General features: G+C 63.1%; 17 protein-coding genes. 10 read left to right on the plus strand and 7 right to left on the minus strand.

Translation table 11 applies throughout. The features are described from left to right. Positions 1-77 precede the first annotated feature (77 nt). The 3 genes from CXK91_RS20610 to CXK91_RS20620 all read left to right on the plus strand — a co-directional run bounded on the left by CXK91_RS20610 (position 78) and on the right by CXK91_RS20620 (position 2,450). Positions 78-1,298: a CmpA/NrtA family ABC transporter substrate-binding protein gene (locus tag CXK91_RS20610; RefSeq protein WP_103457881.1), complete on the plus strand. Its 1,221-nt coding sequence runs from the start codon at positions 78-80 to the stop codon at positions 1,296-1,298. Positions 1,299-1,311: 13 nt separating this feature from the next. Further along, complete coding sequence (locus CXK91_RS20615; protein WP_103457882.1) at positions 1,312-1,890, plus strand: ANTAR domain-containing response regulator; 579 nt, start codon at positions 1,312-1,314, stop codon at positions 1,888-1,890. A gap of 116 nt (positions 1,891-2,006) precedes the next feature. After that, positions 2,007-2,450, plus strand: a complete 444-nt coding sequence (locus CXK91_RS20620; protein ID WP_103457883.1) for a thioesterase family protein — start codon at positions 2,007-2,009, stop codon at positions 2,448-2,450. Here CXK91_RS20620 and CXK91_RS20625 read toward each other — a convergent pair. Then, complete coding sequence (locus CXK91_RS20625) at positions 2,434-3,381, minus strand: 1-phosphofructokinase family hexose kinase (RefSeq protein ID WP_103457884.1); 948 nt, start codon at positions 3,379-3,381, stop codon at positions 2,434-2,436. The genes CXK91_RS20620 and CXK91_RS20625 overlap by 17 nt on opposite strands. Before the next feature lie 531 nt (positions 3,382-3,912). Here CXK91_RS20625 and CXK91_RS20630 point away from each other — a divergent pair. Next, positions 3,913-5,124: an MFS transporter gene (locus CXK91_RS20630; RefSeq protein ID WP_103457885.1), complete on the plus strand. Its 1,212-nt coding sequence runs from the start codon at positions 3,913-3,915 to the stop codon at positions 5,122-5,124. 67 nt (positions 5,125-5,191) lie between these two features. Then, positions 5,192-6,865, plus strand: a complete 1,674-nt coding sequence (locus CXK91_RS20635; protein ID WP_103457886.1) for a bifunctional protein-serine/threonine kinase/phosphatase — start codon at positions 5,192-5,194, stop codon at positions 6,863-6,865. A 16-nt stretch (positions 6,866-6,881) separates the two neighbouring features. On the opposite strand, the gene CXK91_RS20640 is transcribed toward CXK91_RS20635, so the two are convergent. Continuing rightward, positions 6,882-8,672 carry a putative bifunctional diguanylate cyclase/phosphodiesterase gene (locus CXK91_RS20640; protein WP_256055774.1) on the minus strand — a complete coding sequence of 597 codons (1,791 nt, stop codon included), beginning with the start codon at positions 8,670-8,672 and terminating at the stop codon, positions 6,882-6,884. A gap of 79 nt (positions 8,673-8,751) precedes the next feature. Further along, complete coding sequence (locus tag CXK91_RS20645) at positions 8,752-10,380, minus strand: methyl-accepting chemotaxis protein (RefSeq protein ID WP_103457888.1); 1,629 nt, start codon at positions 10,378-10,380, stop codon at positions 8,752-8,754. Between the two features lie 203 nt (positions 10,381-10,583). On the opposite strand from CXK91_RS20645, the gene CXK91_RS20650 reads away from it, so the two are divergent. Beyond that, positions 10,584-10,949, plus strand: coding sequence for a helix-turn-helix domain-containing protein (locus tag CXK91_RS20650; protein ID WP_103457889.1), 366 nt, complete (start codon positions 10,584-10,586; stop codon positions 10,947-10,949). Positions 10,950-11,253: 304 nt separating this feature from the next. Here CXK91_RS20650 and CXK91_RS20655 read toward each other — a convergent pair whose 3' ends face one another. Beyond that, a complete protein-coding gene (locus CXK91_RS20655) occupies positions 11,254-11,562 on the minus strand; it encodes a hypothetical protein (RefSeq protein WP_103457890.1) in 309 nt (102 codons plus the stop codon). Positions 11,563-12,053: 491 nt separating this feature from the next. Here CXK91_RS20655 and nirB point away from each other — a divergent pair, with 491 nt between their 5' ends. From nirB to cobA, 4 genes are all read left to right on the plus strand, one after another. Beyond that, complete coding sequence (nirB, locus tag CXK91_RS20660) at positions 12,054-14,519, plus strand: nitrite reductase large subunit NirB (protein ID WP_103457891.1); 2,466 nt, start codon at positions 12,054-12,056, stop codon at positions 14,517-14,519. Positions 14,520-14,543: 24 nt separating this feature from the next. Next, the gene (gene nirD, locus CXK91_RS20665) at positions 14,544-14,873 is read left to right on the plus strand and encodes a nitrite reductase small subunit NirD (protein WP_102819610.1); all 330 of its coding nucleotides are present in this window, start codon (positions 14,544-14,546) and stop codon (positions 14,871-14,873) included. Positions 14,874-14,991: 118 nt separating this feature from the next. After that, on the plus strand, positions 14,992-17,841 hold the full coding sequence (locus CXK91_RS20670; RefSeq protein ID WP_103457892.1) for a nitrate reductase: 2,850 nt from the start codon (positions 14,992-14,994) through the stop codon (positions 17,839-17,841). Positions 17,842-17,866: 25 nt separating this feature from the next. Further along, positions 17,867-18,604, plus strand: a complete 738-nt coding sequence (gene cobA, locus CXK91_RS20675) for a uroporphyrinogen-III C-methyltransferase (RefSeq protein WP_103457893.1) — start codon at positions 17,867-17,869, stop codon at positions 18,602-18,604. Positions 18,605-18,689: 85 nt separating this feature from the next. On the opposite strand, the gene CXK91_RS20680 is transcribed toward cobA, so the two are convergent. From CXK91_RS20680 to pepN, 3 genes are all read right to left on the minus strand, one after another. Further along, on the minus strand, positions 18,690-21,044 hold the full coding sequence (locus CXK91_RS20680) for an efflux RND transporter permease subunit (RefSeq protein ID WP_103457894.1): 2,355 nt from the start codon (positions 21,042-21,044) through the stop codon (positions 18,690-18,692). A gap of 16 nt (positions 21,045-21,060) precedes the next feature. Then, positions 21,061-22,059, minus strand: coding sequence for a WD40/YVTN/BNR-like repeat-containing protein (locus CXK91_RS20685; RefSeq protein WP_103457895.1), 999 nt, complete (start codon positions 22,057-22,059; stop codon positions 21,061-21,063). Between the two features lie 465 nt (positions 22,060-22,524). Further along, a complete protein-coding gene (pepN, locus tag CXK91_RS20690; RefSeq protein ID WP_103457896.1) occupies positions 22,525-25,185 on the minus strand; it encodes an aminopeptidase N in 2,661 nt (886 codons plus the stop codon). Between the last annotated feature and the right edge of the window lie 99 nt (positions 25,186-25,284).

Here is a 25,284-nt window from a genome sequence, read left to right on the forward strand (position 1 = left end):
GCATAGATCACTCCTGAGCCGTCGCGCGGTTCATTGAACTGCGCCGCACGCTTCGCAATCGAAAAGGCCAACACAGCATGACTGAACCCGCCACGCCGCACCGCCACGATGCACTGGCCTGGGTCGCCGGCAGCGATGCACCGGAAAAGAGCTCGGTCAATCTCGGCTTCCTGCCGCTCACGGACGCCGCATCGCTGATCGTCGCGGCAACGCAGGGCTTCGCCCAGCCCTTCGGCCTGACGCTCAACCTGCACCGGCAGAATTCCTGGTCGGCCCTACGCGACAAGCTGACAGGGGGCGAACTGGACGCTGCTCATGGGCTCTATGGGCTGCTGTATGCGGTTCATCTGGGCATCGGCGGTAGCCCGGCGGTGGACATGGCTGTACTCATGGGCCTCGCCCAGAACGGCCAGAGCATCAATCTATCGGCCTCGCTGAAGGCAGCCGGCGTGACCGATGCTGAGGCATTACGCAATAGCGTGCGTCAAAGCGGTGCACGCCTGACCCTCGCACATACGTTCCCCACGGGCACCCACGCGCTGTGGCTTTACTACTGGTTGGCGGCGAACGGCATTCATCCCTTGCAGGACGTGCGAACGCTTGTGTTGCCGCCTTCGCAGATGGTGGCCCATTTGCAGGCCGGTCGCATCGACGGTTTTTGTGCTGGAGAGCCCTGGGGGGCGCAAGCAATAGCAGAAGGTGTCGGCTTCACGCTGGCGACCAGCCAGTCGATCTGGCCGGACCATCCAGAGAAGGTACTAGGCTGCACCCAGGCCTTCGTCGAGCAATACCCCAACACCGCCCGTGCACTGGTAATGGCGATTCTTGAGGCAAGCCGTTTCATCGATCAGAGTCAGGAAAACCGCCGCAGCACTGCGCAGCTGATCGCCGGAAGCGAGTATGTCAACGCACCGCTGGCAGCCATCGAGTCACGATTTCTCGGCGCTTATCAGGACGGCCTGGGTAATGCCTGGAACGACGAGCATGCGCTGCGCTTCTTTGCTGATGGTGCAGCAAACATGCCCTACCTGTCTGATGGCCTGTGGTTCATGACTCAGCTGCGACGCTGGGGTCTGCTACGGCAGGACCCCGATTATAAGCAGGTTGCTAGCCAGGTGCAGCAGACCGGGTTGTACCGACAGGCCGCTGAAGCGCTCGGTATTGCAGTACCGGAATCGCCTATGCGCAGCGCCACGCTCATGGACGGCAAACTCTGGGACGGCACCGACCCGGCAGCTTACGCCCGCAGTTTCACGTTGCACGCCATGGCCGAACACGCCGTGGTTGCCGCACTTTGACAAGGGGGGCGGCATGTTACGTATCCTGCTGATCGACGACACCCCACGAAAGATTGGACGCCTGAAAAGCGCGCTGATCGAGGCTGGCTTCGAAGTCATCGATGAGTCCGGCCTGACCATCGACCTGCCCGAACGGGTCGAGGCCATCCGCCCTGACGTGGTGCTGATCGACACCGACTCACCGGGCCGTGACGTTCTGGAACAAGTGGTCCTGGTTAGCCGCGACCAACCGAGGCCCATCGTCATGTTCACCGACGACAGTGACCCTGGTGCCATGCGCCAGGCCATTCGCGCCGGCGTCAGCGCTTACATCGTCGAAGGCATCCAGGCCCAGCGGCTGAAGCCGATCCTCGATGTAGCGATGGCGCGCTTCGAGACCGACCAGGCGATTCGCGCACAATTGCAGGCCCGTGAACAGCAACTCGCCGAACGCAAGCGCATCGAACTGGCCAAGGGCATGCTGATGAAGATGCGCGACTGCAAGGAGGAAGAGGCCTATACGCTGATGCGTCGCCAGGCGATGAGCCGCCAACAAAAGCTGATCCAGGTCGCCGAACAGATCATTGCCATGAACGAGCTGCTCGGGCAGTGATCTGCCCGCCCGCCGTGCATTCGCTCAACCAAACATCGTACCCACGAGTAGTCATCTGACCTGGACGTATGACACAGCGCTAGAATGCGCGCCTTCGACCGTTGACCGAGCGACCCATGGCGCGCCTGAATCTAGAGTTCCCAGAAGACCAGTACTGCTTTTCCACTCAGCTCACCGTGCGGATCACCGACATCAACGCCGGCAACCATCTGGCCAACGACTCGATGATTTCGATGATTTCCGAGGCACGGGCGCGCTTTCTGTTCGCCTATGGCGTGGCCGAAACCCGCCAGGACGGCGCCGGGATCATCGTGACCGACCTTGCCACGACTTACAGAGCCGAGGCCCACGCGCGTGACGCACTGCTGTTCGAAGTCGGGGTGATGGATTTCAACAAGTACGGCGGTGATATCATCTTCCGCATCACCCGCCCTGCCGACGGCACACTGATTGCCATGGCCAAATCCGGTTTCGTCTTCTACGACTATGCCCAAAGCCGCGTCGTCGCCATGCCCGAGGCGTTCGCCGGCAAGTTTCCGCGGGTCAACCGGATCGAGTAGGGTCGCTTTCCATGGTTAGCAGCCGTTGGACGTCATCGCGATGACAAAGCTCCGTGCCTGGGCGGATCACCGTCGCGGCACCGGCGGCGATACCCAGACGAACGGCCTCACGTAACGATTGCTCCTCGGCCAGCGCCAGCACCATGGCACCGAGCATGCTGTCGCCCGCCCCAACTGCGCTCACCACCGCTACATCTGGTGAAGGCAGTCGCTGCAGCTGATCGCAACAGGCGTACAGGGCGCCCTCGGCACCCAGCGAAAGCACGATGATTTCGGCACTGCCCTGAACAATCAGCCTGCGCAGTGCTGCTTCCTGCTCGGCTTCGCTGAGAACCGCACACCCCATGAGAGTGCATAACTCGTCGAGACTCGGTTTCATCAGGTACGCACCACCTTGACGGGCCGCATAGCGCAGAGGCTCTCCGGACAGATCGACAACCAGGCGCGCGCCGAGACGGCGTGTCAGCGCCAGCAGCTCGTCGTAAAAACACAGGCCAACGCCGGGTGGAAAGCTGCCGCTCAAAACAACGTACGCCGGCGCCGGGCGGAGCGTCGCGAGCGTGGCCAGACAGCGTTGCAGTTCCTGCTCGGCAAGCGCCGGACCAGGCAGCACGAAGCGGTATTGCAGCCCGGATTCCAGCTCGTCCACGGTAAAGCTCTCTCGTGTGTCGCCAGCAATGGACACCGGGCGATGCACCAGACCGAGCTCGTTCAGGGAGCGCTGCAGCAGCTCGCCGAATGGGCCGCCAGCGGGATAGACAGCGACCGCATTGCCGCCAAGTGTCTTGACCACTCGGGCCACGTTTATTCCACCGCCACCCGGATCGTGACGCGGCAACGAGCAGCGCAGCTTCTGGGTATCGGTGACCCGGGCGGTGCTGACGGAAAGATCCATCGCCGGATTGAGGGTCAGGGTTGCAATCAGGGGCATCGGTCGCTCCTTGGCAAAGCCGCTCAAGAGTAGGCTCGGTTGCCATTTCGTCGCAGCCGGGCAGATCCTGTTTTAGTACGGGACAAAGCGCAAGCCATGAAATCCGGGGTTCCAAACTAACGGCGCGTCACGCAGCATCGCGCAAAAACAGGCGCGGATCATAGGTTTGCGCGGTTCGCGGCAAAACTGCAACGGCCCCTCACTTCGATCGCTCCCCGGATTTTGCGTAACGCCGCGAAGCTTGCCCTGATTTGGCGCGCTGTTGCGCGCTATCTGTGCGCTTCGCTGCTAAAACGTGCCTGCCACACGCCCTGAACTCGCACAATTGGCGGCATCCGCAGGCTGGCACGCTAGATGCTAGTTCTGGTTCAGGCAGGCCAACGGCGGTCTGCGAAACACGACAAAGGCGTTGCATCATTCCTGCTCCGGCAGGCGTGCTGCGGCGCCTTTTTGTTTTCCGCCTCGACGACGGGGCGGCCTGAGCAGCCCGAGCGGCCAACGCCGCGCCACGAAAGCCCTGGAGCCGATCCAATGAGCACGAGTTTCTGGAAAGCCGGCCACACGCCGACCCTGTTTGCCTCCTTCCTCTACTTCGACCTGAGTTTCATGGTCTGGTACGTGCTCGGCCCGCTGGGCGTGCAGATTGCCGCCGACCTGGGCCTGACCACCCAGCAGCGCGCCATGATGGTCGCCACGCCGATTCTCGCTGGCGCAGTATTACGCCTGGTGCTGGGCATCCTCGCCGATCGCACTTCACCTAAAACCGCCGGCCTGTTCGGTCAGGTCGTGGTGATCGTTGCGCTATTCGTCGCCTGGCTGCACGGCATCCACAACTACGAACAGGCGCTGCTGCTCGGGTTGTTCCTTGGGATGGCCGGCGCATCCTTTGCAGTGGCACTACCGCTGGCCTCGCAGTGGTATCCGGCCGAGCACCAGGGCAAGGCCATGGGCATTGCCGGGGCCGGCAACTCCGGCACCGTGCTGGCCGCCCTGTTCGCTCCGGTACTGGCAGCCATCTTCGGCTGGAACAACGTGTTTGGCCTGGCCCTGATCCCGCTGGTGCTAACCCTCATCATCTTCGCCAGTGTGGCGAAGAATGCCCCCAACCGCCCGGCACCGAAGTCGCTGGCCGATTACATGAAGGCACTGGGCGACCGCGATAGCTGGTGGTTCATGTTCTTCTACAGCGTGACCTTCGGCGGCTTTCTCGGCCTGGCCAGCACGCTGCCCGGCTATTTCCATGACCAGTACGCCTTCGACCCGGTCAAGGCCGGCTACTACACGGCTGCCTGCGTCTTCGCTGGCAGTCTGCTACGGCCACTCGGCGGCGCGCTGGCCGACCGCATCGGCGGCATCAGAGCACTGTTGGTGATGTACACCGTCGCCGCATTCTGCATCGCCGCCGTGGGCTTCAACCTGCCGAGTTCCACTGCCGCGCTGGCGCTGTTCGTGGTCGCCATGCTCAGCCTGGGTGCCGGCAACGGTGCGGTGTTCCAACTGGTGCCGCAGCGTTTCAACAAAGAGATTGGCGTGATGACCGGACTGGTCGGCATGGCCGGCGGTATCGGCGGCTTTCTGCTCACCGCCGGGCTTGGCGCAGTCAAGCAATCGACCGGCGACTACCAGCTCGGCCTCTGGCTGTTCGCCAGCCTCGGCGTGCTCGCTTGGTTCGGCCTCTATGGCGTCAAGCGTCGCTGGCGCACCACCTGGGGTTCGGCTGCGGTAACCGCGGCGCGGGTGTGATGCCCACGCAGATCCTGCAGGGCGCGAATATTGCTCTGCTGCAGTACGCAGTCATTCGAGAGCAACCATGCCCCTGCGATTGAGTTATGGCGAAGCCAGTGCTGCTGGGCCGCGCCCGGAAAATCAGGATGCGATACGCATCGTCACCCCGGCACCCGGACTGGCCACCGGCAAGGGCTATCTGTTCGCCCTGGCCGATGGAGTCAGCCAGTGCGCCGATGGTGGGTTGGCCGCGCGCGCGACCTTGCAGGCGCTGGCCTTCGACTACTACGCGACGCCCGAGACCTGGGCCGTCGCGCAATCGCTGGACCGCGTGCTGGTCGCACATAACCGCTGGCTACAGGCCAACGGCGGCAGTCAGCCGCTGTTGACCACGTTGACCGCGCTGGTTCTGCGCGGGCGACGCTTCACCCTCGCCCACGTCGGCGACTGCCGCGCCTACCGCTGGAACGGCACTCAGCTCGAGCGGCTCAGCGAGGATCATGTCTGGGAACAAGCCGGCATGCAGCATGTGCTCAAACGCGCCATGGGGCTGGATCAACATCTGGTGATGGATTACCTCGACGGAGAGCTGCAGGAAGGCGAAAGCTATCTGCTGCTGAGCGATGGTGTCTGGTCCTGCGTCCCCGAACGCGATATCGAGCATATTCTTCACGACCAGCCTGACCTCAGAGCCGCCGCACAGGCGCTGGTCAATCTGGCGCACCAGAGCGGCAGCCAGGACAACGCCAGTGCATTGCTGTTGCGCGTAGACGCGCTGCCCACAGCAGTTCTTGCCGACACCCTGGCCCAGCTCGATCACTGGCCGCTGCCGCCAAAGCTGCGCGCTGGCCAGACGTTCGAGGGCTGGCAGGTGAATGCACTGCTGCACGAGTCGCGACAGTCACTGATCTACCGCGTGCTTGATGGCCAGGGCCAACCGTGGCTGCTGAAGACGCTGCCACCCAGCCGGCAGGACGAAGCGGACGCCGGGCCTGCGCTGCTGCAGGAAGAATGGTTCATGCGCCGGGTCGCCGGGCGCAACTTCGCCGAACTGCATCCTCTGCCAGAACGCCAACACCTCTATTACGTGCAGCGCGAGTACAGCGGGACGACCCTGGCACGACGCTTCGAACAAGACGGCCCGTTGCCACTGGCCGATCTGCGGCAGGTCGCGTCCCGGCTGATCCGTGCGGTGGGCATGCTGCATCGGCGCAACATCCTGCATCGCGATATCAAGCCGGAGAACCTGTTGCTGGACGAAGACGGCGAGCTGCGCATCCTGGATTTCGGCCTGGCGTTCTGCCCCGGGCTGTCTCGCGATCAACCCAATCACCTGCCCGGAACCCCAAGTTTCATTGCCCCGGAGGCATTCACAGGTGCCGAACCCAGCACGGCGCAGGATCTCTACGCGACCGGTGTGACACTCTATTACCTGCTGACCGGGCACTACCCGTACGGCGAGATCGAAGCCTTCCAGCGTCCGCGCTTCGGCAATCCGACACCGGCCAGCCGCTATCGCCCGGACCTGCCGACCTGGCTGGAGGACAGTCTCAGCTGTGCGGTAGCGGTAGACCCACAGCAACGTTTCGAAACCGCCGAGCAATGGCTGCTTGAGCTGGAACAGGGTGAACAGCGCAGTGCCGACCTTCGGCCGCGGCCGCTGCTCGAACGTGAGCCGCTGAAGGTCTGGCGCAGCGTGGCGTTGCTTTCCTTGCTGCTCAACCTGATGCTGCTGATGCTGCTGGCGCGGCTGTCCTGAACAGCGCCGGGAGTCCTCAGTCGGGAACGATGGCATCGGCAAGGCGCCTGGCCTGCCCAGCCCTTGAGGCCACCCACGCTTCCAGCTTCGCGGGAGGCAGCGGCGCGGAGAAGAGATAGCCCTGCCCGACCCGATACCCCATCCGGGCCAGGATGCACCGCTGCGCCTCGGTTTCGATCCCTTCGGCCACCACCGACAATTGCAAGCTCTCACCGAGACGCAATACCGCATCGCTCAGGGTCCGGCTGGCAGCATCGCGATCCAGCTCGGAGACGAAGGCGCGATCCAGCTTGAGCTCCTGTACGGGCAGACGATGCAGGTGGCTCAGGCTGGAAAAGCCGGTGCCGAAATCATCCATCGACAACGAGACACCCTGGGCATGAATCTCCTGGAAGGTGGCCAGGAACACAGGAGTGGTATCCATCAACACGCTTTCGGTTATTTCCAGCGTCAGCTCGGCGGCCGGAACTCCATGCCGGGCGAGCGCGCGCGCGACGGTCGCCGGCAGTTCGGGATTCTGGAAATTGGAAGGCGACAGGTTGACCGATATCGTCGGAACCGCCAGCCCGCGGTGACGCCATTCGGCCAGTTGGCGGCAGGCTTCGTGCAGCACCCATCGCCCGAGTTCGTCTATCAATCCGCACTGCTCCGCCAGGGCAACGAAGTGCGCGGGCGAGATATTTCCCAGTTGCGGATGGCGCCAACGAGCCAGCGCCTCAACCCCGCGCAAGCGGCCATCCTCGAAACAGACCTGTGGTTGGTAATGCAGCTGCAACTGGTTCTGTTCGATGGCCATGCGCAGCGCATCTTCCAGCGCCAGGTCCTGAGGCGAGCGCATCTGCTTCTCGCTGAAGAAACAGTAACGCCCCAGGCCACCAACTTTCGCCCGCTGCAGCGCGATGTCGGCACGATGGACCAGCGTATCGATATCCTCGCCGTCTGCAGGAAACAGGCTGATGCCCAGGCACGCCGACAGCACGAGCGGGACATCGGCGATCTGGCAAGGCCGGCTCAGGATCGACAGCAGCCGCTGTGCCGACGCGGCGGCCTGCTCGGCACGGCACCAGGGCAACACCAGTGCGAAGGTATCCGCCGAGAGATGGGCGACGATATCGCAACTACGCCGCTCCTGCGCGAGGCGCTGCGCGACCAGGCCCAGCAGCTCATCCCCGCCGGTTCGGCCGAGGCACTGGTTGATCCGCTGGAAGCGGTCCAGATCGACAAGCACCACGGCGAGCGGGCGCTTGTCGCAGCGGGCCTGGACCAGCGCCTGGGCGGCCCGGGTCTGCAGCAGGCTGCGGTTGGGCAATCCGGTCAGGTCGTCGTAGAACTTCAGCCGATTGATACGGGCACGGCTCTCCTCGCGCTCCAGTACCAAGGCGCAGAGCGGCAGGCAAGTCTCGATCAGTTGCCGGTGCAGCGGCGTCGGAGCCGCCGTTTCCTGCGGCTGCACCGCGAGCACGGCGAGCACCCGGCCATCGCCGGCCTGTATCGGCGCCGCCCAGAAGCGCTGCGTGCCCTGCGATGCGGCGATGTCATGCAGGCTTCGGGGTGCGGGCACATCGATAGCGGTTGGTGCCGTGCAACAATACAGACCGTCACCGGCCAGGCCTTCCAGCGCCTGGACCTGCCGCACGGACAGGCCGGAGCCGGCCAGCGGGCGCAACGCCCCCTGCTCGTCGATGCGTAGAATGAAGGCGATCGCATCCGGCGCTATGCGCTCGATCTCCTGGCAGATCAGGCTCGCCTGCTCCGACAGGGGGACCGCGCGCAACAGGCTGGCGATTACCTTCCTAGTGAGGTCCATGAGTTCGCGTACGCTTGGCATAGGACGGTTTCGCTGTGGTTTGTGGCCGAGGATGTAGGGGCGGATCGCGACTGGCACCCTAAAGCTTGAAGTGCATCACCATCTCGTTGAGTTCCACCGCCAGGCGCGACAGTTCGCTGCTGGCCGCGCTGGTCTGGTTGGCGCCTGCCGCGGCGCCGGTGGAAAGGTCGCGGATATTGATCAGGTTGCGGTCCACCTCGCGCGTCACCTGGGCTTGTTCCTCCGCTGCGCTGGCGATCACCAAGTTGCGTTCGCTGATCTGCATCACGCTCTGGAAGATGTCCTCGAGCGCCTGGCCGGCGCTGCGAGTCGAATTCAACGAGGACTGGGCCCTGCGGGTGCTGACCGTCATCGACTCGACGGCCTCGTTGGTGCCGTTGCGGATACGGCCGATCATCTGTTCGATCTCGCCGGTCGACTCCTGGGTCCGCTGGGCCAGGGTGCGCACTTCGTCGGCGACCACGGCGAAGCCGCGCCCAGCCTCACCGGCACGTGCGGCCTCGATGGCGGCATTGAGCGCCAGCAGGTTGGTCTGCTCCGATACGGCGCGGATCACATCGAGCACCTTGCCGATGCTGTGTGCCTGCTCGGCCAGCTCCCGCACCAGTTGCGAGGTGACCTCAATGTCACGGGTCATCGCTTCCACCTCGGCGAGGGTGGCCTGCACCTGGACACGGCTCTGCTGCGCCAGCGCGTTGGAGTCGTTCGACGCCTGCGCAGTGGATACCGCATTGCGCGCCACCTCGTCCACGGCGGTGGTCATCTCGTTCACCGCGGTCGCCGCCTGTTCCAGTTCCTGGTGCTGCTGATGCAGCCCACGATTGGAATCCTCGGTGACGGCACTGAGTTCTTCGGCGGCCGAGGCCAGCTGGTTCGACGAATTGGTAATCCTGCCGATGGTTTCCCGCTGGCTTTCCTGCATGCGGGCGAGCGCAGCGAACAGCACGCCGATCTCGTTGGTCGAATGCACCTCGATTCGGCTGGTCAGGTCGCCGCCGGCGATGCGGCCGAATATGCTGCCGACCTCGCGCAACGGAGCGAACACACGGGTGGCGATGAACCACCAGCAGCCGACCGCCAGCAGCAGGGTGATGGCGGTCAGCAGGATGGCTTCGGTCAAGGCCAGCGCATAACGATCTTGGGCGTCCTGCATGACGGCGGTGATATGCGCCTCCATCCGCAGTTCATAGGACTGCAGCACCTTGTCGAAATCGTCGTTCGCTGCCCGGGCTGTCAAGTTGACTTCGATGTAGCGACTCTGCGAGCCGCCTTGCAGGGCCTGCAACTGTTCGTCCAGCGCCGCATGGTAGGCGGTGAACGCCTGTAGCAGCTGCTGCTCTAGACTCTGCCAGGACCCCCCGGCGCTGTTTCCGGTGAATACATCGAAGGCGCTCTCCGCCTCGTCGACCAGTCTCCGGGTGATGGCCAGTGTGGCCTGGGCCTCGTCCCGCTCCCCGGCAGTCGTTTCCAGGAACGCCCCGGCCATACCGACACGGGCGCGCAACAGACGGGCATAGGCGCGCTGCAGCTGGTCGTTGCGCTCGATACCTTGCAGATACAGGTTCTGAATCTGCTCCATGCTGATCTTCGCGCCTCTCCAGGCGGTGACGGTCGACACCAGCAAGGCCACGATCAGCGTGCAAAGAACGATCGATATCCCTGTGCGTATTTTCAGATTGGCCAGCATTCCCTTTCTCCCCACGAAAAACTCCAAGCGGCGCTCTAGATAGCACGTTGACAGCAGAACTATCGCTCTCGGCTGTGACAGGGGTCAACAGGAAAATGACATCTAACGCCTACCATATAGACGCTAAACGTCCTTCGCTTGTGGAGCTTGCGCTCAGAAAATAACTCAAAACGTCATATCAAATGACGCGAGAGGCCAAGCGAATGAAGGACAGAGGACTGGTGTACGAAGTAGGCGAGACGATCGCCATCCGCCGCAAGGTAAAGGGCCTGACCCAGGCACAGGTAGCGGAGATCATGGGCGTCGAGAAGGAAACGATCAGCCGCATGGAAAACGGAGTGATATCACCGACGCTGCCCCGGCTGCAGCAAATCGCCGAGATACTCGAATGCTCGCCGAGCGATCTTTTTCGCAGCGGTCCTGCCAAAGCGGCCGACCACGCTCAATCCATCGGGGAAATGATTCAGGACCTGCCCGAGAACGAGCGGATGCTAGTGGTGAGCTTCGTCAGCGAAGTGGTCAAGGTGTTCAAGGCCAGAGGGACCGCCTGTGGCGATGACGAGGAATAGCCTGTATCCGGCAGGCCACAGGCCGGGCCAGCCAACCTGAAATCCGCAGCATCAAAAAGCACCGCCTGGCATCACGTTCGCCGGGCTTTGCTACGCTCAACCCGCTTCCGAAGCTGGAGCTTCCGGCACCTGTACGCCCCCAAGCGTCGCTCATTGCGCGGCGATGCCGAGGCCTGCGCAATGAGCGCTGGTTCGCAGGGTGGGCGACGGCAAATCCTTGCCAACGCGTGGGCGCGGATCACGGTGTGCACATGCTGCTTGCTCGGGACTGATCTGAGGCTGCCCCTGAAGCCCGTGCAGACCACTAGCGACGGGTAATCAGCCCTTGGCGCGCCACCCGGATCAACTCTCGTACGCACTCTTCCAGGCGTTCGGCCGTCGGCGCCTGAATGACCGCCAGATCGAAGCTGTCGGTGGCGAAACGTGCCAGCGACTCGTCGGCCGTGGCGAACTGGATAAGCAGGGCGCGGGATTTGCGATGACGTCGTGGCCACCCTTCGAGGTAGCGCAACAGGGACGGCTGGTGAGTGCCGCCGAGGAGGATTTTCGGATTGCTGGGGTGTAGGCCGCTGGTGATCGGGGCCAGGCGCAACTGGGCGTGCTTTGCGTTCATCAATTCAACTTCCGCCTCGAGGGTTCCGCTGGGCAGCGGTGGGAGGCGACACCGGAACCAGCGCTTTAGCGGTATTTCGAAGCCATCGGCTCCAGGCGCCCCGCAAGTAGCTGACTAAATCGGCGCATGGGCGAAACTTTAGAAACCCAGCCGCCGCCTGTCAACGGCCTTTTAAGGATCGACAACAGGCGCAATTCGCACCACCACGGCGCAAGCCGCTGCATATCAGTGCAACGATCAACCCCTAAACGCCGCGCCGGCAAGCTCCAACCCATTGAAAAATGGCGTATTGGAAAGTTGGCACAGCCTCTGCAATGTGAAATATCGAAGAATCATTACGACCTGACCCTCAACGTGGAGCGGCCAGGTTTCCCGAGAGAACGGGACACGGACAAAGGCGTCCTCACTGGGTAACCGGTGGGACGCCTTTTTTGTTGTTGAAAAATTTCGAGCAGGCCAGACGGTAACGTCGCATGGCACGGAGAACGGGCATGAAGAAACTCAAATTGGTGATGATCGGCAACGGCATGGCCGGCGTGCGGACCCTTGAGGAACTGCTCAAGCTCACAAACGAGCTCTACGACATCACGGTGTTCGGCGCCGAGCCGCATCCAAACTACAACCGCATCCTGCTCTCCCCCGTGCTGGCCGGCGAACAGCAGTTCGAAGAGATCGTGCTCAACGATCTCAACTGGTACGCCGAAAACGACATCCGTCTGATGCTCAACCGCAAGGTTGTGAAGATCGACCGCGTCAAACGCCGGGTCATCGCCGACGACGGCAGCGAGGCGGAATACGACCGCCTGCTCATAGCCACCGGCTCCAACCCGTTCATCCTGCCGATTCCGGGCAAGGACCTGCAAGGCGTGATCGGCTACCGCGACATTGCCGACACCCAGGTGATGATGGAAACCGCCAAGACCCACAAACACGCGGTGGTCATCGGCGGCGGCCTGCTCGGCCTGGAAGCGGCCAATGGCCTCAAGCTGCGCGGCATGGACGTCACCGTGGTGCACATCGGCGACTGGCTGATGGAGCGCCAGCTGGACAAGACTGCCGGCACCCTGCTGCAGAGCGCGCTGGAAAGCCGTGGCCTTAAGTTTCTCCTGCCCAAGCACACCGCCGAACTGCTCGACAACGGCGAAGGCCGGGTCTGCGCGGTCAAGTTCAAGGACGGTGAGGTGATCCCCGCCGACTTGGTGGTGATGGCCGCGGGCATCCGTCCCAACAGCGAGCTGGCGGAACAGGCCGGCATCCCGTGCAATCGCGGCATTCTGGTCAACGACACGCTGCAGACCTATGACCCGCGCATCTATGCCGTCGGCGAATGCGCCAACCATCGTGGCACCGCCTATGGCCTGGTCGCGCCGCTGTTCGAACAAGCCAAGGTCTGCGCCAACCACCTGGCGATGCTCGGCTTCTCCCGCTACCTGGGCTCGGTGACCTCGACCAAGCTCAAGGTCACCGGTATCGACCTGTTCTCAGCCGGCGATTTCATCGGCGGCGACGGCACCGAAACCATCACCCTCTCCGACCCCATCGGCGGTGTCTACAAGAAGCTGGTGATCAAGGACGACGTACTGGTCGGCGCCTGCCTGTACGGCGACACCGCCGATGGTGGCTGGTACTTCCGCCAAGTGCGCGAAGGCCAGAACGTGGGCCAGATACGCGACCATCTGATGTTCGGTGCGGCCGGCTTAGGCGAGGGAGCCATCGGCGATGCTGGCCATCAGGGCCAGAGCAAGGCCATGTCAATGCCGGACGACATGGAGGTCTGCGGCTGCAACGGGGTGTGCAAGGGCACCATCGTCAAGGCGATCCAGGAACACGGGCTGTTCTCGGTGGACGAGGTGAAGAAACACACCAAGGCCGCCAGCTCCTGCGGCTCCTGTGCCGGGCTAGTCGAGCAGATTCTGATCAACACCGTCGGCGGCGCCGCGGACGTCAAGCCGAAGAGCGAAAAAGCCATCTGCGGCTGCAGCGATCTCAACCACGGCCAGGTACGCAAGGCCATTCGCGAGCACCACCTGACCAGCATTCCGGCGGCCATGGCCTTCATGGATTGGCGCACGCCGAACGGCTGCGCTACCTGCCGCCCGGCGCTGAACTACTACCTGATCTCCACCTGGCCGGGCGAAGCCAAAGACGACCCGCAATCGCGCTTCATCAACGAGCGCGCCCACGCCAACATCCAGAAGGACGGCACCTATTCGGTCATTCCACGGATGTGGGGCGGCGTCACCAATGCTGCTGAGCTGCGGCGCATCGCCGATGTGGCGGACAAGTATCAGGTGCCGATGGTCAAGGTCACCGGCGGCCAGCGCATCGACCTGCTGGGTATCAGGAAGGAAGACCTGCCGGGCGTCTGGAAAGACTTGGATATGCCTTCCGGCCACGCCTACGGCAAATCCATCCGCACCGTGAAGACCTGCGTCGGCAGCGAGTTCTGCCGCTTCGGTACGCAGAACTCGACGCAGATGGGCATCGACCTGGAACACGCTCTGTTCAACATGTGGTCGCCGCACAAGGTCAAGCTGGCCGTCTCCGGCTGCCCGCGAAACTGCGCCGAATCCGGCATCAAGGACGTCGGCATCATCGGCGTGGACTCCGGCTGGGAGCTGTACATCGGCGGCAACGGCGGCATCAAGACCGAGGCCGGCGAGTTCTTCGTCAAGGTGAAGACGGCCGAGGAGGTCATGGAATACAGCTTGGCGTTCCTCCAGCTCTACCGCGAGGAAGCCTTTTACCTTGAGCGCACCGTGCACTACATGCAGCGCGTCGGCATGGATCACATCAAGAAGGCCGTGCTGGACGACGCCGAGCGACGCAAGGCGCTGCACCAGCGGTTGCTGTTCTCGCTCTCCTTCGAGCAGGACCCGTGGCAGGAGCAGCTCTCCAAGCCGCAGCTGAAGAAGGAATTCGACCGCATCGCCGTCAAGCAGCTGGAAAACGCCTGAGAACCTGATCTGGAGAGACACCGCATGAACTGGCTCGATATCTGCGCACTGGATGAAATCAACCCGCTCGGCTCGCGCATCATCGCCGGCCCCAAGGGTGATATCGCAATATTCCGCACCTCCGACGATCAGGTCTTCGCCCTCGACGACCGCTGCCCGCACAAAGGCGGCCCGCTCTCGCAGGGGATCGTCTACGGCAAGCAGGTCGCCTGCCCGCTACACAACTGGCAGATCGATCTGGCCAGCGGCGAGGCCTTGGCCCCGGACGTTGGCTGCGCCCATCGCCACGAGGCGCGCGTCGAGAACGGTCGCGTGCAGCTTTCGCTGAATGCGCGCAAAGAGTGTGCGGCATAAGACCTACCCGTAGGGTGGGCTTCAGCCCACCGAGCCACTCGTGGCGAAAGCCGGATTACCGGTGTGCCCAAGCCCACCCTGCAGCCGAAACCGACGATACTTTCCTGGAGACGACGCCATGCGTATGACAACCGCCTCGACCTGCTGCTACTGCGGTGTCGGCTGTGGCGTACTGATCGAGCACGACGGCGAACGCATCCTCGACGTGGCTGGCGACCCCAGCCATCCGGCCAACTTCGGCAAGCTGTGCAGCAAGGGCTCGACCCTGCACCTGACCGGCGACCTCGACGCTCGCGCGCTTTATCCCGAGCTGCGTCTGGGCAAGGGCCTGGCCCGCAGCCGCACCGACTGGGACAGTGCCCTGGAGCACGCGGCCAGCGTATTCGCCGAGACCATCCGCGAACACGGGCCGGACAGCGTCGCCTTCTATGTCTCCGGCCAGCTGCTGACCGAAGACTACTACGCCTTCAACAAACTGGCCCGCGCCCTGGTCGGCACCAACAACTTGGATTCCAACTCGCGGCTGTGCATGTCCTCGGCGGTGGTCGGCTACAAGCGCAGCCTGGGCGCCGACGCCCCGCCCTGCTCCTACGAAGACATCGAGCGGGCCGACTGCCTGCTGATCGCCGGCAGCAACATGGCCTACGCGCATCCGGTGCTGTTCCGCCGACTGGAGGAAGCCAAGGCGAAGCGGCCGGAGATGACCATCATCGTCGTCGACCCGCGGCGCACGGACACCAGCGAGCTGGCCGACCTGCATCTGCCGATCCTGCCGGGCACCGATGTCGCACTGCTCCACGGCCTGCTGCATATCCTCATGTGGGAAGGCTGGATCGACCGCCGTTTCATCGATGCCCATACCGAAGGCTTCGATGCCCTGAAAAGCCTGGTGCGCGATTACAGCCCAGCGATGGTCGCCGAACTCTGTGGCATCTCTGTAGATGATCTGCAGACCTGTGCACGGCTGATTGGAAAACCCAGGGCGCGCAGGAGCGTCGCGAGCGAAGGTGCGGCAAGGCAAAAAACGGCGAGGGAGCGGAGTTTACATGCAGTAAATGAGCATCCCGAGCCGGTTTTTAACGCGGCCGCACCGAGTGCAGCAGCTCCTGCGCGTCATGGGGCGCCGAGCTTTCTAAGCCTGTGGTGCATGGGGCTGAATCAGTCCACTGCCGGCAGTGCGAAGAACAGTGCGCTGATCAACCTGCACCTGGCCACCGGGCAGATCGGCCGCCCGGGCGCCGGCCCCTTCTCGCTCACCGGCCAACCGAATGCCATGGGCGGTCGTGAGACCGGTAGCCTGTCCAATCTGTTGCCCGGCCACCGCGACGCAACCAATGCCGAACACCGCGCCGAAGTCGCCGGCTATTGGGGCGTCGAGCAGCTGTCGGCGCAGCCCGGGCTGTCCGCCATCGAGCTGTTCGAGGCGGTGCGCGCCGGCAAGATCAAGGCGCTGTGGATCGCCTGCACCAACCCGGCTCAGTCGCTGCCGGACCAACAGAAAGTCCATGAAGCTCTGGCCACCTGCCCCTTCGTCGTGGTTCAGGAAGCCTTCTTTACCACCGAAACCTGTCGCCATGCCGATCTTCTGCTGCCGGCCGCGAGCTGGGGCGAGAAGGAAGGCACAGTGACCAACTCCGAGCGCCGTATCAGCCACGTGCGCCGCGCCGTACCGGCCCCAGGCGAAGCCCGTGCAGACTGGGCGATCACCTGCGATTTCGCCCGGCGTCTGGAAAGCCGCCTGCGCCCCGGTGCGCCAAGCCTGTTTGCCTTCGAGAATGCCGAAGCGCTGTTCGAGGAGTACAAGCCGCTCACTGCCGGTCACGATCTGGACTACAGCGGCCTGAGCTATGCCGTGCTCGATGCGCGTGGTCCACAGCAATGGCCCTTCCCACCGGGCAGCGAACAAGGCACCGCGCGGCTGTATGGCGACGGAGTGTTCCCCACTGCCAATGGCCGCGCTCGCTTTATCGCCGAGCACTACCAGGCGCCGAAGGAAAAGCGCGAGGCGCGCTACCCGCTGACGCTCAACACCGGCCGGCTGCGCGACCAGTGGCACGGCATGAGCCGCACTGGCACAGCAGCGCGGCTGTTCGGCCATGTCGAAGAAGCGTTGCTCGGAATGAACGCCGATGACATGCGCCGCCGGCGTCTGCTGGACGGCCAGCTGGTGACGGTGAAAAGCCGTCGCGGCAGCCTGATCCTCCCGGTGCAGAAGGATGACAGTCTGCGCGCCGGCCAGGCCTTCCTGCCGATGCACTGGGGTGATCGATTCCTCAAGGGGCTGGGCTGCAACGTACTGACCCTGGCCAGCGTCGATCCGCTGTCGAAACAACCGGAACTCAAGCACGCCGGCATTGAAGTGGAACAGGTCGAATTGCCCTGGCAGTTCTTCGCGCTGGTTGAAGGCGACGTGCAGCAGCGCTTCGAGGCATTGCGGCCGCTGTTCGAAGCCTTCGACTACGCCAGTTTCAGCCTCGCAGGCCGCGAGCGCTCGGCACTGCTGATCCGCGCCGCCCGGCGCTCGACGCCAACGGCTACCGAGCTGGCCACCATCGACCGGCTGCTCGGCCTCGACGAAGGCCCGGTGCTGGCCTATGACGACCCGCGTCGCGCGGTCGGCAAGCGCGTACGCATCGAGGAAGGCCGTATCGTCGCGTTGCGCCTGGCCGGCGAGACCGCCGCCCGGCAGTGGCTGCGCGGACTCTGGGAAAGCGGCAGCGCCGACGCAGACCTGCGCCGCTGGCTGCTGGCTCCACTCAGCGCGCCACCTGGCGGCGCGACGGTCAGCACCGATCGCACCCTGTGCAACTGCATGAACGTCAGCCGGAGCAAAGTCCATGCAGGCATCGAGCGTGGCCTCGATCTCAATGGGCTCAAGCAGGAGCTGGGTTGTGGCACCAGCTGCGGATCCTGCGTTCCCGAAATCAAGCGCCTGCTGGCCAGTCAGCCGGAACGCGCACTTTCCTGATACCGACCAAGACGAGGATTACCCCATGAGCGCAAAAGTCTGGCTGGTAGGCGCCGGCCCTGGCGACCCGGAACTGCTGACCCTCAAGGCCGTGCGGGCGCTGGGGGAAGCGCAGGTGGTGATGATTGATGATCTGGTCAATCCCGCTGTTCTTGAGCACTGCCCCAACGCACGCATCATCCCCGTGGGCAAACGTGGCGGCTGCCGCTCCACGCCGCAAGCCTTTATCCATCGACTGATGCTGCGTTACGCCCGCCAGGGCAAGTGCGTGGTGCGCCTCAAGGGTGGAGATCCGTGCATCTTCGGCCGCGGTGGCGAGGAAGCCGAATGGCTGTCGGCGCGCGGCATCGAGGTCGAACTGGTCAACGGCATCACCGCCGGCCTGGCCGGTGCCACGCAATGCGGCATCTCGCTGACCCAGCGCGGCGTCGCCCGCGGCGTCACCCTGGTCACCGCACACACACTCGACGACAGCAGCCCGGAATGGCAGGCGCTGGCGAAAAGCGGCACCACGCTGGTGGTGTACATGGGTGTGAGCAAGCTGGAACAGGTGCAAGCCGGACTCTTGGAAGGCGGCCTTCCCGCCGGCACACCGGTGGCGATGATTGAGAATGCCTCACTGCCGCAGCAACGCGAGTGCCGTTCGAGCCTGGCTGGCATGTGCCGCGATGCATTGACCTTCAAGCTGAAGAGTCCGGCCATTCTGGTGATCGGCGAAGTTGCCGCGCAGACAGCAATGGAAGCCATAAGCCAGAGCGCCTGACCGTAGCCCTATCGCCGGGCGGACAACGCGATAGCCATAAAAAAACCGCGACCCTAGGGCCGCGGTTTTCGTTATTGCGTGATCATCACGCCTTCTGGCGCAGCTTCTCTGGATTGATCAGGAAGCGGGCCAGGGCCGGCAGCAGCCAGATCGCCCCGACCATGTTCCAGAGGAACATGAAGGTCAGCATCATGCCCATGTCGGCTTGGAACTTGATGTCCGAGAACACCCAGGTCACCACGCCGATCGCCAGACAGACGCCGGTGAAGATCACCGCCTTGCCGGTGGATTTCAGCGTCTGGTAGTAGGCCTCCTGCAAGGTCATGCCTTGGCGCAGGAACGACTCCAAACGGCTGTAGATATAGATACCGTAGTCCACACCGATACCCACCCCCAACGCGATCACTGGCAAGGTTGCCACCTTGACTCCAATTCCCATGAAGGCCATCAGCGCGTTGCCGAGGATCGAGGTCAGCACCAGAGGCAGGATCACGCAGAGCGTCGCGGCCAACGAACGGAAGGTCAGCAGGCACATGAAGCTCACTGCTGCGTAGACCGCGATCAGCATCGTGATTTCCGACTCGGCGATGACCTCGTTGGTGGCCGCCTCGATACCGGCGTTACCGGCCGCGAGTACGAACTCCAGCCCTTCGCGGTTGTTCTCCTCGGCGAAATCCTTCGCAGCGGCGACCACGTGCTCCAGCGTTTCCGCCTTGTGGTCGTTGAGGAACACCAGCACCGGTGCCAGCGAGCAGTCACTGTTGTACATGCCTTCGGCGCGGGCGATGGAGTTGTTCAGCACGTGCGGGTTACGCGACAGCGTCTCCCACTTCAGGCTGCCTTCGTTCATGCCCTTGATGCCCTGACGCGCGACCGAGACCATCGACACCGCCGACTGCACGCCCTCGGTGTTCTGCATCTTCCACATCAGCTCGTCCATGGCGGCGAGCGTGTCGTAGTGCGAACAACCTTCAGGCGCGGTCTTGACCATCACCACCAGCACGTCTGAGCTGGTCGAGTAGTTGCGAATGACGAAGTCGTTATCGAGGTTGTAGCGCGAGTCTGGGTGCAGCTCCGGGGCGCCCTGGTCGAGGTCGCCAATCTTCAGGTTCTGGCCATACCAGAGACCACCAGCCAGCGCCAGCACGGCGATGGTAATGGAGATTGGCGCAACGGTTGGGCTGGCAAAGTTGGACAGTGCGCGCCAGAACGGATGGTCACGCGAAGCCTCTTCGCGCGCCTGCTTGACCGCCTTCTGGCTGATGCCCATATAGGAAATCGCCACCGGCAGCAGGATCAGGTTGGTCAGGATGATCACCGCCACACCCAGCGAAGCGCCGATGGCCAGTTCGCGGATAACGCCGATGTCGATCAGCAGCAAGGTGACGAACCCCGCAGCATCCGACAGCAGCGCCACCATGCCAGGTATGAACAGCTGCCGGAACGCCATGCGCGCCGCCGTCACCGGGTCTTCCGTATACCCGGATGCCATGGCGATGCCGTTGATCTTCTGTACGCCGTGAGAAATGCCGATGGCGAAGACCAGGAACGGCACCAGCATCGAGTACGGATCGAGCCCGAAGCCCAGCGTATGCAGCAAACCGAGCTGCCAGGTGACGGCAATCAGCGTGGTGATCAGCACCGCAATGGTGCTCTTCAAGCACCGGGTGAACCACAGCAGCAGTACGAAGGTGATGCCGATGGCGACGATGAAGAACAGCGCGACACCGACCAGCCCATCAATCAGGTCACCGACCTTCTTGGCGAAGCCGATGATGTGCACCTTCACATTCGGGTTCTGCGCCTGATACTTCTCGCGAATCTTCTCTTCCAGCTCGTGGGAGAACTTCTGGTAGTCCAGCTTGATCTGCCGGCTCTGGTCTTCAGGGTCCGGGTAGGACTCCAGCAGCGGCACATCGATGATGCTCGACTTGAAGTTGTTGGCCACCAGGCGGCCGATCTGACCGGACTTGAGGATATTGTCGCGCAGGTCATCGAGGCTCTCGGGCGAGCCGTCGTAGGTCTGCGGGATGACCTCGCCACCAGCGAAGCCTTCCTCGGTGACCTCGGTCCAGCGAACGTTGGGGCTCCACAGCGACTTCATGTTGGAGCGGTCGACGCCGCGGATGTAGAACACCTCGTCATGGATCTGCCGCAGCGTTTCCATGTACTCCTTGGAGAAGATGTCTCCCTCAACCGCTTCCACGGAAATCCGTACCGTGTTGCCGAGGTTAGCCAGATCGTTCTGGTGCTCGAGCATCTTCTGGATGTAGGGATGCCCCAGCGGAATCATCTTCTCGAAGCTGGTTTGCGGCCGAACCTGCGCCGCCTGGTAAAAGAGGAACGCGCTGATCAGCAGGCAGAGAACCACGACTGCCGGCCGGTTGTTGAAAATCAGGCGCTCGAGGAACGACGCCGGTTTCTGTTGGTGCTTGGTCATACAGACTCTCCCGGCTTTATTGTTTTGGGGCCAGATCCGCGCCCGATGGCGAGGCGATGCGAACACCACCCTGCCCTACCAGGATCAGGTTGCCTTGGGAATCGGAGCTAACGCCCGACAGCGAACGCCGGTCGGGACGGTTAAAGAGTTTGAAGCTGCTGCCCTGGTCGTCGCTGGTCAGCACCGCGCCACCGTGCCCGACCACCGCAATGCGTCCGTCACGCAACAAGCTGCCATCGGCCAGCCCGGACTCCAGCGCATGGCCGTTACCGTTGCTGAGTTCGATGGCCTGCCAGCTGTCGCCGAAATCGACGGAGCGAAACAGGTGACCGCGCAAGCCGAAGGCAACCACCACGCCTGGCTCCGAGCCACCTACCACGCCGAAGAACGAGCCCTTATAGGGCGATTCGACGCGCTCCCAGGTTTCGCCCATATCGGCTGAGCGGAACATGCCGCCCATTTCACCGACGACGAACAGGCCCGATCCCTGAATATGGGTGATGGCGTTCAGATGAAAACCATCCTCGTTGTCGAGCCGCTCGCTGATGTCATCCCAGCTCTGGCCGCCATCGACGGTTTCGATCAGGGCGCCATAGGCGCCGACCGCGATGCCGTGCTGAGTGTCTTCAAACCAGATGTCCAGCAACGGAGCTTCGCGCTCACGCTCTTCATACTGCGCCGTCCAGCTCGCGCCGCCGTCGGCAGTGTTCAGCACCAGCGCATCATGGCCGACCGCCCAGCCGTGCTTGTCATCGACGAAGTAGATAGCCGTCAGCAGCTGGCGAGTCGGCACCTTTGCCTGCACCCAGCTGTTGCCTTCGTCGTCGGAATAAAGAATGTGTCCTCGATCGCCCGCAGCAACGAGACGGTCGCCGGCCTGGGTGATGTCGAGAAGAAGATTGGATGCGGCTTTAGCCGACTCGATTGAATAGCGAGTCTGGCCGTCGGTTGTGGCCTGGGCCGGAGCCGCCGCCGCAAGCAGCAGGAGCGAGAAGGCGCCGCATAGCGAAAGCATGCCCGCAACCGATGAGTGAAGACGCGACGCCCTCGCCCGGAATGGAACCGCGGCGCGGCCGGATAGTGTGCGCCGCAATACGGGCTCACTCATACATACCCCCTTTATTCTTATTAGGTAAGGCCTGAAGTGCAGGCTCAGCCATCCTAGCCAGCTTACGCGGACACACACAATTGGCCGGACGTTATGAATTGTTAACTCTCACGCAATGATTGACGCACGATCACTCAGGTTGATCGGGCCAGTTGCCAGTATGCCAACTGGCAGATTCGATATTGCAATGCCGATCCGACGCGGTGTACCAGGAGGATGGTCACCGCAGGCGGCAACGAATCAAGAGTATCTCCAGGTGGGACGCGGTCCACTGTGACCTGACGGCACGGTGAACCGACGAAGGCCCGCTTTGGTGGGCTGAAGCCTAAAGCAGAGGCAGCGGCCGATCGTTGCGCGATCGGCCTTGCCGGGTCAGGCGAGGCTCTTGCTCACCACTTCGTAGACATCGCTGGACAGCTCACCGGAAGCAAGGATGCGCTCCAGCTCGCCCTTCATCAGCGCCTGACGTGCGCTGTCGTACTTGCGCCAGCGGGTCAGCGGCGCCAGCAGACGCGAGGCGATCTGCGGGTTCAGCGCGTTGAGGGTAATAACCTGATCGGCAAGGAAGCGGTAGCCGGCACCATCGGTGCGGTGGAAGTTGACCAGGTTCTGATTGGCGAAGGCACCGATCAGCGCGCGCACCTTGTTCGGGTTCTTCAGGGTGAACGCCGGATGCTGCATCAGCGCCTGTACCCGCTCCAGGCCACCGGGCAGCGGATTGCCGGCCTGCACGCTGAACCACTGATCCATGACCAGCGGATTGTCCTTGAAATGCTCGGCGAAAGACTGCAGCGCCTTGTCGCGCTCCGCCTCGAACGGCGAGTTGACCAGCACGGCCAGTGCGGTCAGGCGTTCGGTCATGTTGTCGGCGTGCTCGAACTGCTCCAGACACGCTTCGACGACCTCGGCTTTCTCGCTCAACATCAGGTATGACAGGGCGATGTTCTGCAGCGCGCGACGAGCGAAGTGCTCGGCCGAGGCGACATAGGCGGTGTTGCGTGAGGTCTCGCGATTGACCTGATAGCGCTGCCACAGCGGCTCGAACAACACATCGGCGATGCGCTTGCGGGCGAAATCGCGCGCGGCGTGGATGGCATCGACATCCGCCACGTCGCTGATTTCGGTCAAATAGGCTTCGCCCGGCAACGAGAGCATTTCGGCGACCATGGCCGCATCCAGTTCATCGTTCTGCAGCAGGCTGCGCAGCGCCTCGATCAGGCGCTCATCCATCGCCAGCGCCTCGCCACGCTGGTGCTGGCCGACCAGCTCCTGCAGCACCTGCACCGACAACTGCTGACCCGCTTCCCAGCGGTTGAAGCCGTCGGAATCGTGCTGCATGAGGAACATCAGCTGGTCGCGGTTATACGGGTAGTCCAGCTTCACCGGCGCGGAGAAACCACGCAGCAGGGAGGGCTGCGGCCGCTCGGCGATATCGACGAAAGTGAAGGCCTGTTCGGCTTCGGTCACCGCCAGCACACGGCTGGTCCCGGCGGCAGACGCTTCGCCCTGCAGCCGCAGCGGCATGTCCGAACCATCGGCAGCCAGCAGGCCGAGTTTCACCGGGATTACGAACGGCTCCTTGGTCGGCTGGCCCGGCGTCGGCGGACAGCTCTGGCGCAAGGTCAGGCGATAAGTCTTCGCTGCCTCGTCGTATTGCTCGCTGACGGCCAGGCGCGGTGTGCCGGACTGGCTGTACCAACGCTTGAACTGAGTCAGGTCCGCACCGTTGGCATCTTCCATCGCCTTGACGAAATCGTCGACGGTCACGGCCTGGCCGTCATGCCGTTCGAAGTAGAGATCGCTGCCCTTGCGGAAGCCCTCTTCGCCCAGCAGCGTCTGGATCATGCGCACCACTTCAGCGCCCTTCTCGTAGACGGTTAGGGTGTAGAAGTTGGAAATCTCGATAAAGGATTCCGGGCGCACCGAGTGCGCCATGGGGCCGGCATCCTCGGCGAACTGGTGGGTGCGCAGGTAGGCGACGTCCTCGACGCGCTTGACCGTCGCCGAGTTCATGTCGGCGCTGAACTGCGAATCACGGAACACGGTGAAGCCTTCCTTGAGCGACAGCTGGAACCAGTCGCGGCAGGTCACGCGGTTGCCCGACCAGTTGTGGAAATACTCGTGGGCGACGATGGCCTCGACGCGCTGATGGGCGGCATCAGTGGCGGTTTCGGCACGTGCCAGTACGGCGCTGGAGTTGAAGATATTGAGGCCCTTGTTTTCCATGGCGCCCATGTTGAAGTCGTTGACCGCGACGATCATGAAGATGTCCAGGTCGTACTCGCGACCGTAGGCCTCCTCGTCCCACTTCATCGACTTCTTCAGGCTGTCCATGGCGTGCTGGCACTTGTCGACGTTCTCCGGCTCGACGTAGATCCGTAGCGCCACGTTGCGCCCGCTCATGGTGGTGAAGCTGTCCTCGATGGCCCAGAGGTCACCCGCCACCAGGGCGAACAGATAGGCCGGCTTCTTGAACGGGTCTTCCCAGGTCGCCCAATGCCGGCCGTTGTCTTCGCTGCCGCTGGCAATCGGGTTGCCGTTGGAAAGCAGCACCGGATAGGCCTTCTGATCGGCGCTCACCGTGGTGGTGAACTTGCTCATCACGTCTGGACGGTCGAGGTAATAGGTGATCTTGCGGAAGCCCTCGGCCTCGCACTGGGTGCAAAACATGCTTCCGGACTTGTACAACCCTTCCAGCGCGGTGTTGGTTTCCGGATGGATCACCACCGAAGTGTCGATCACGAAAGCATCGCTTTCCGGCTGCAGGGTCAGGCAGTCCTCGCTGATCTGGTAGTCGCCAGCGTCCAGCGCGCGGTCGTTCAGCGCGATGGACAGTAGTTCGAGCTCCTGCCCGTGCAGCTCCAGCGGCGGCAGGTTGCCGGACGGGCGCTCAGGGTTGCGGCGCATTACCAGCTGCGCATGCACCAGAGTGCGATCCTCGTACAGTTCGAAGGTCAGGTGGGTTTCATCGATCAGGTACTCTGGCGCCTGGTAATCCTTCAGATGAATGACTTTCGGTTGTTCGGTACGCATGGAAACCTCGTCGGCTGTGCTTCAAGCGGCTAGCTTCAAGCGGAAAAATGGCGATGGACCTGCCAGCCCGGGTACCGGGCTGCTAATGACTTCGAGCTT

This window comes from Stutzerimonas stutzeri (genome assembly GCF_002909485.1).
Classification (GTDB): Bacteria; Pseudomonadota; Gammaproteobacteria; order Pseudomonadales; family Pseudomonadaceae; genus Stutzerimonas; species Stutzerimonas stutzeri_AH.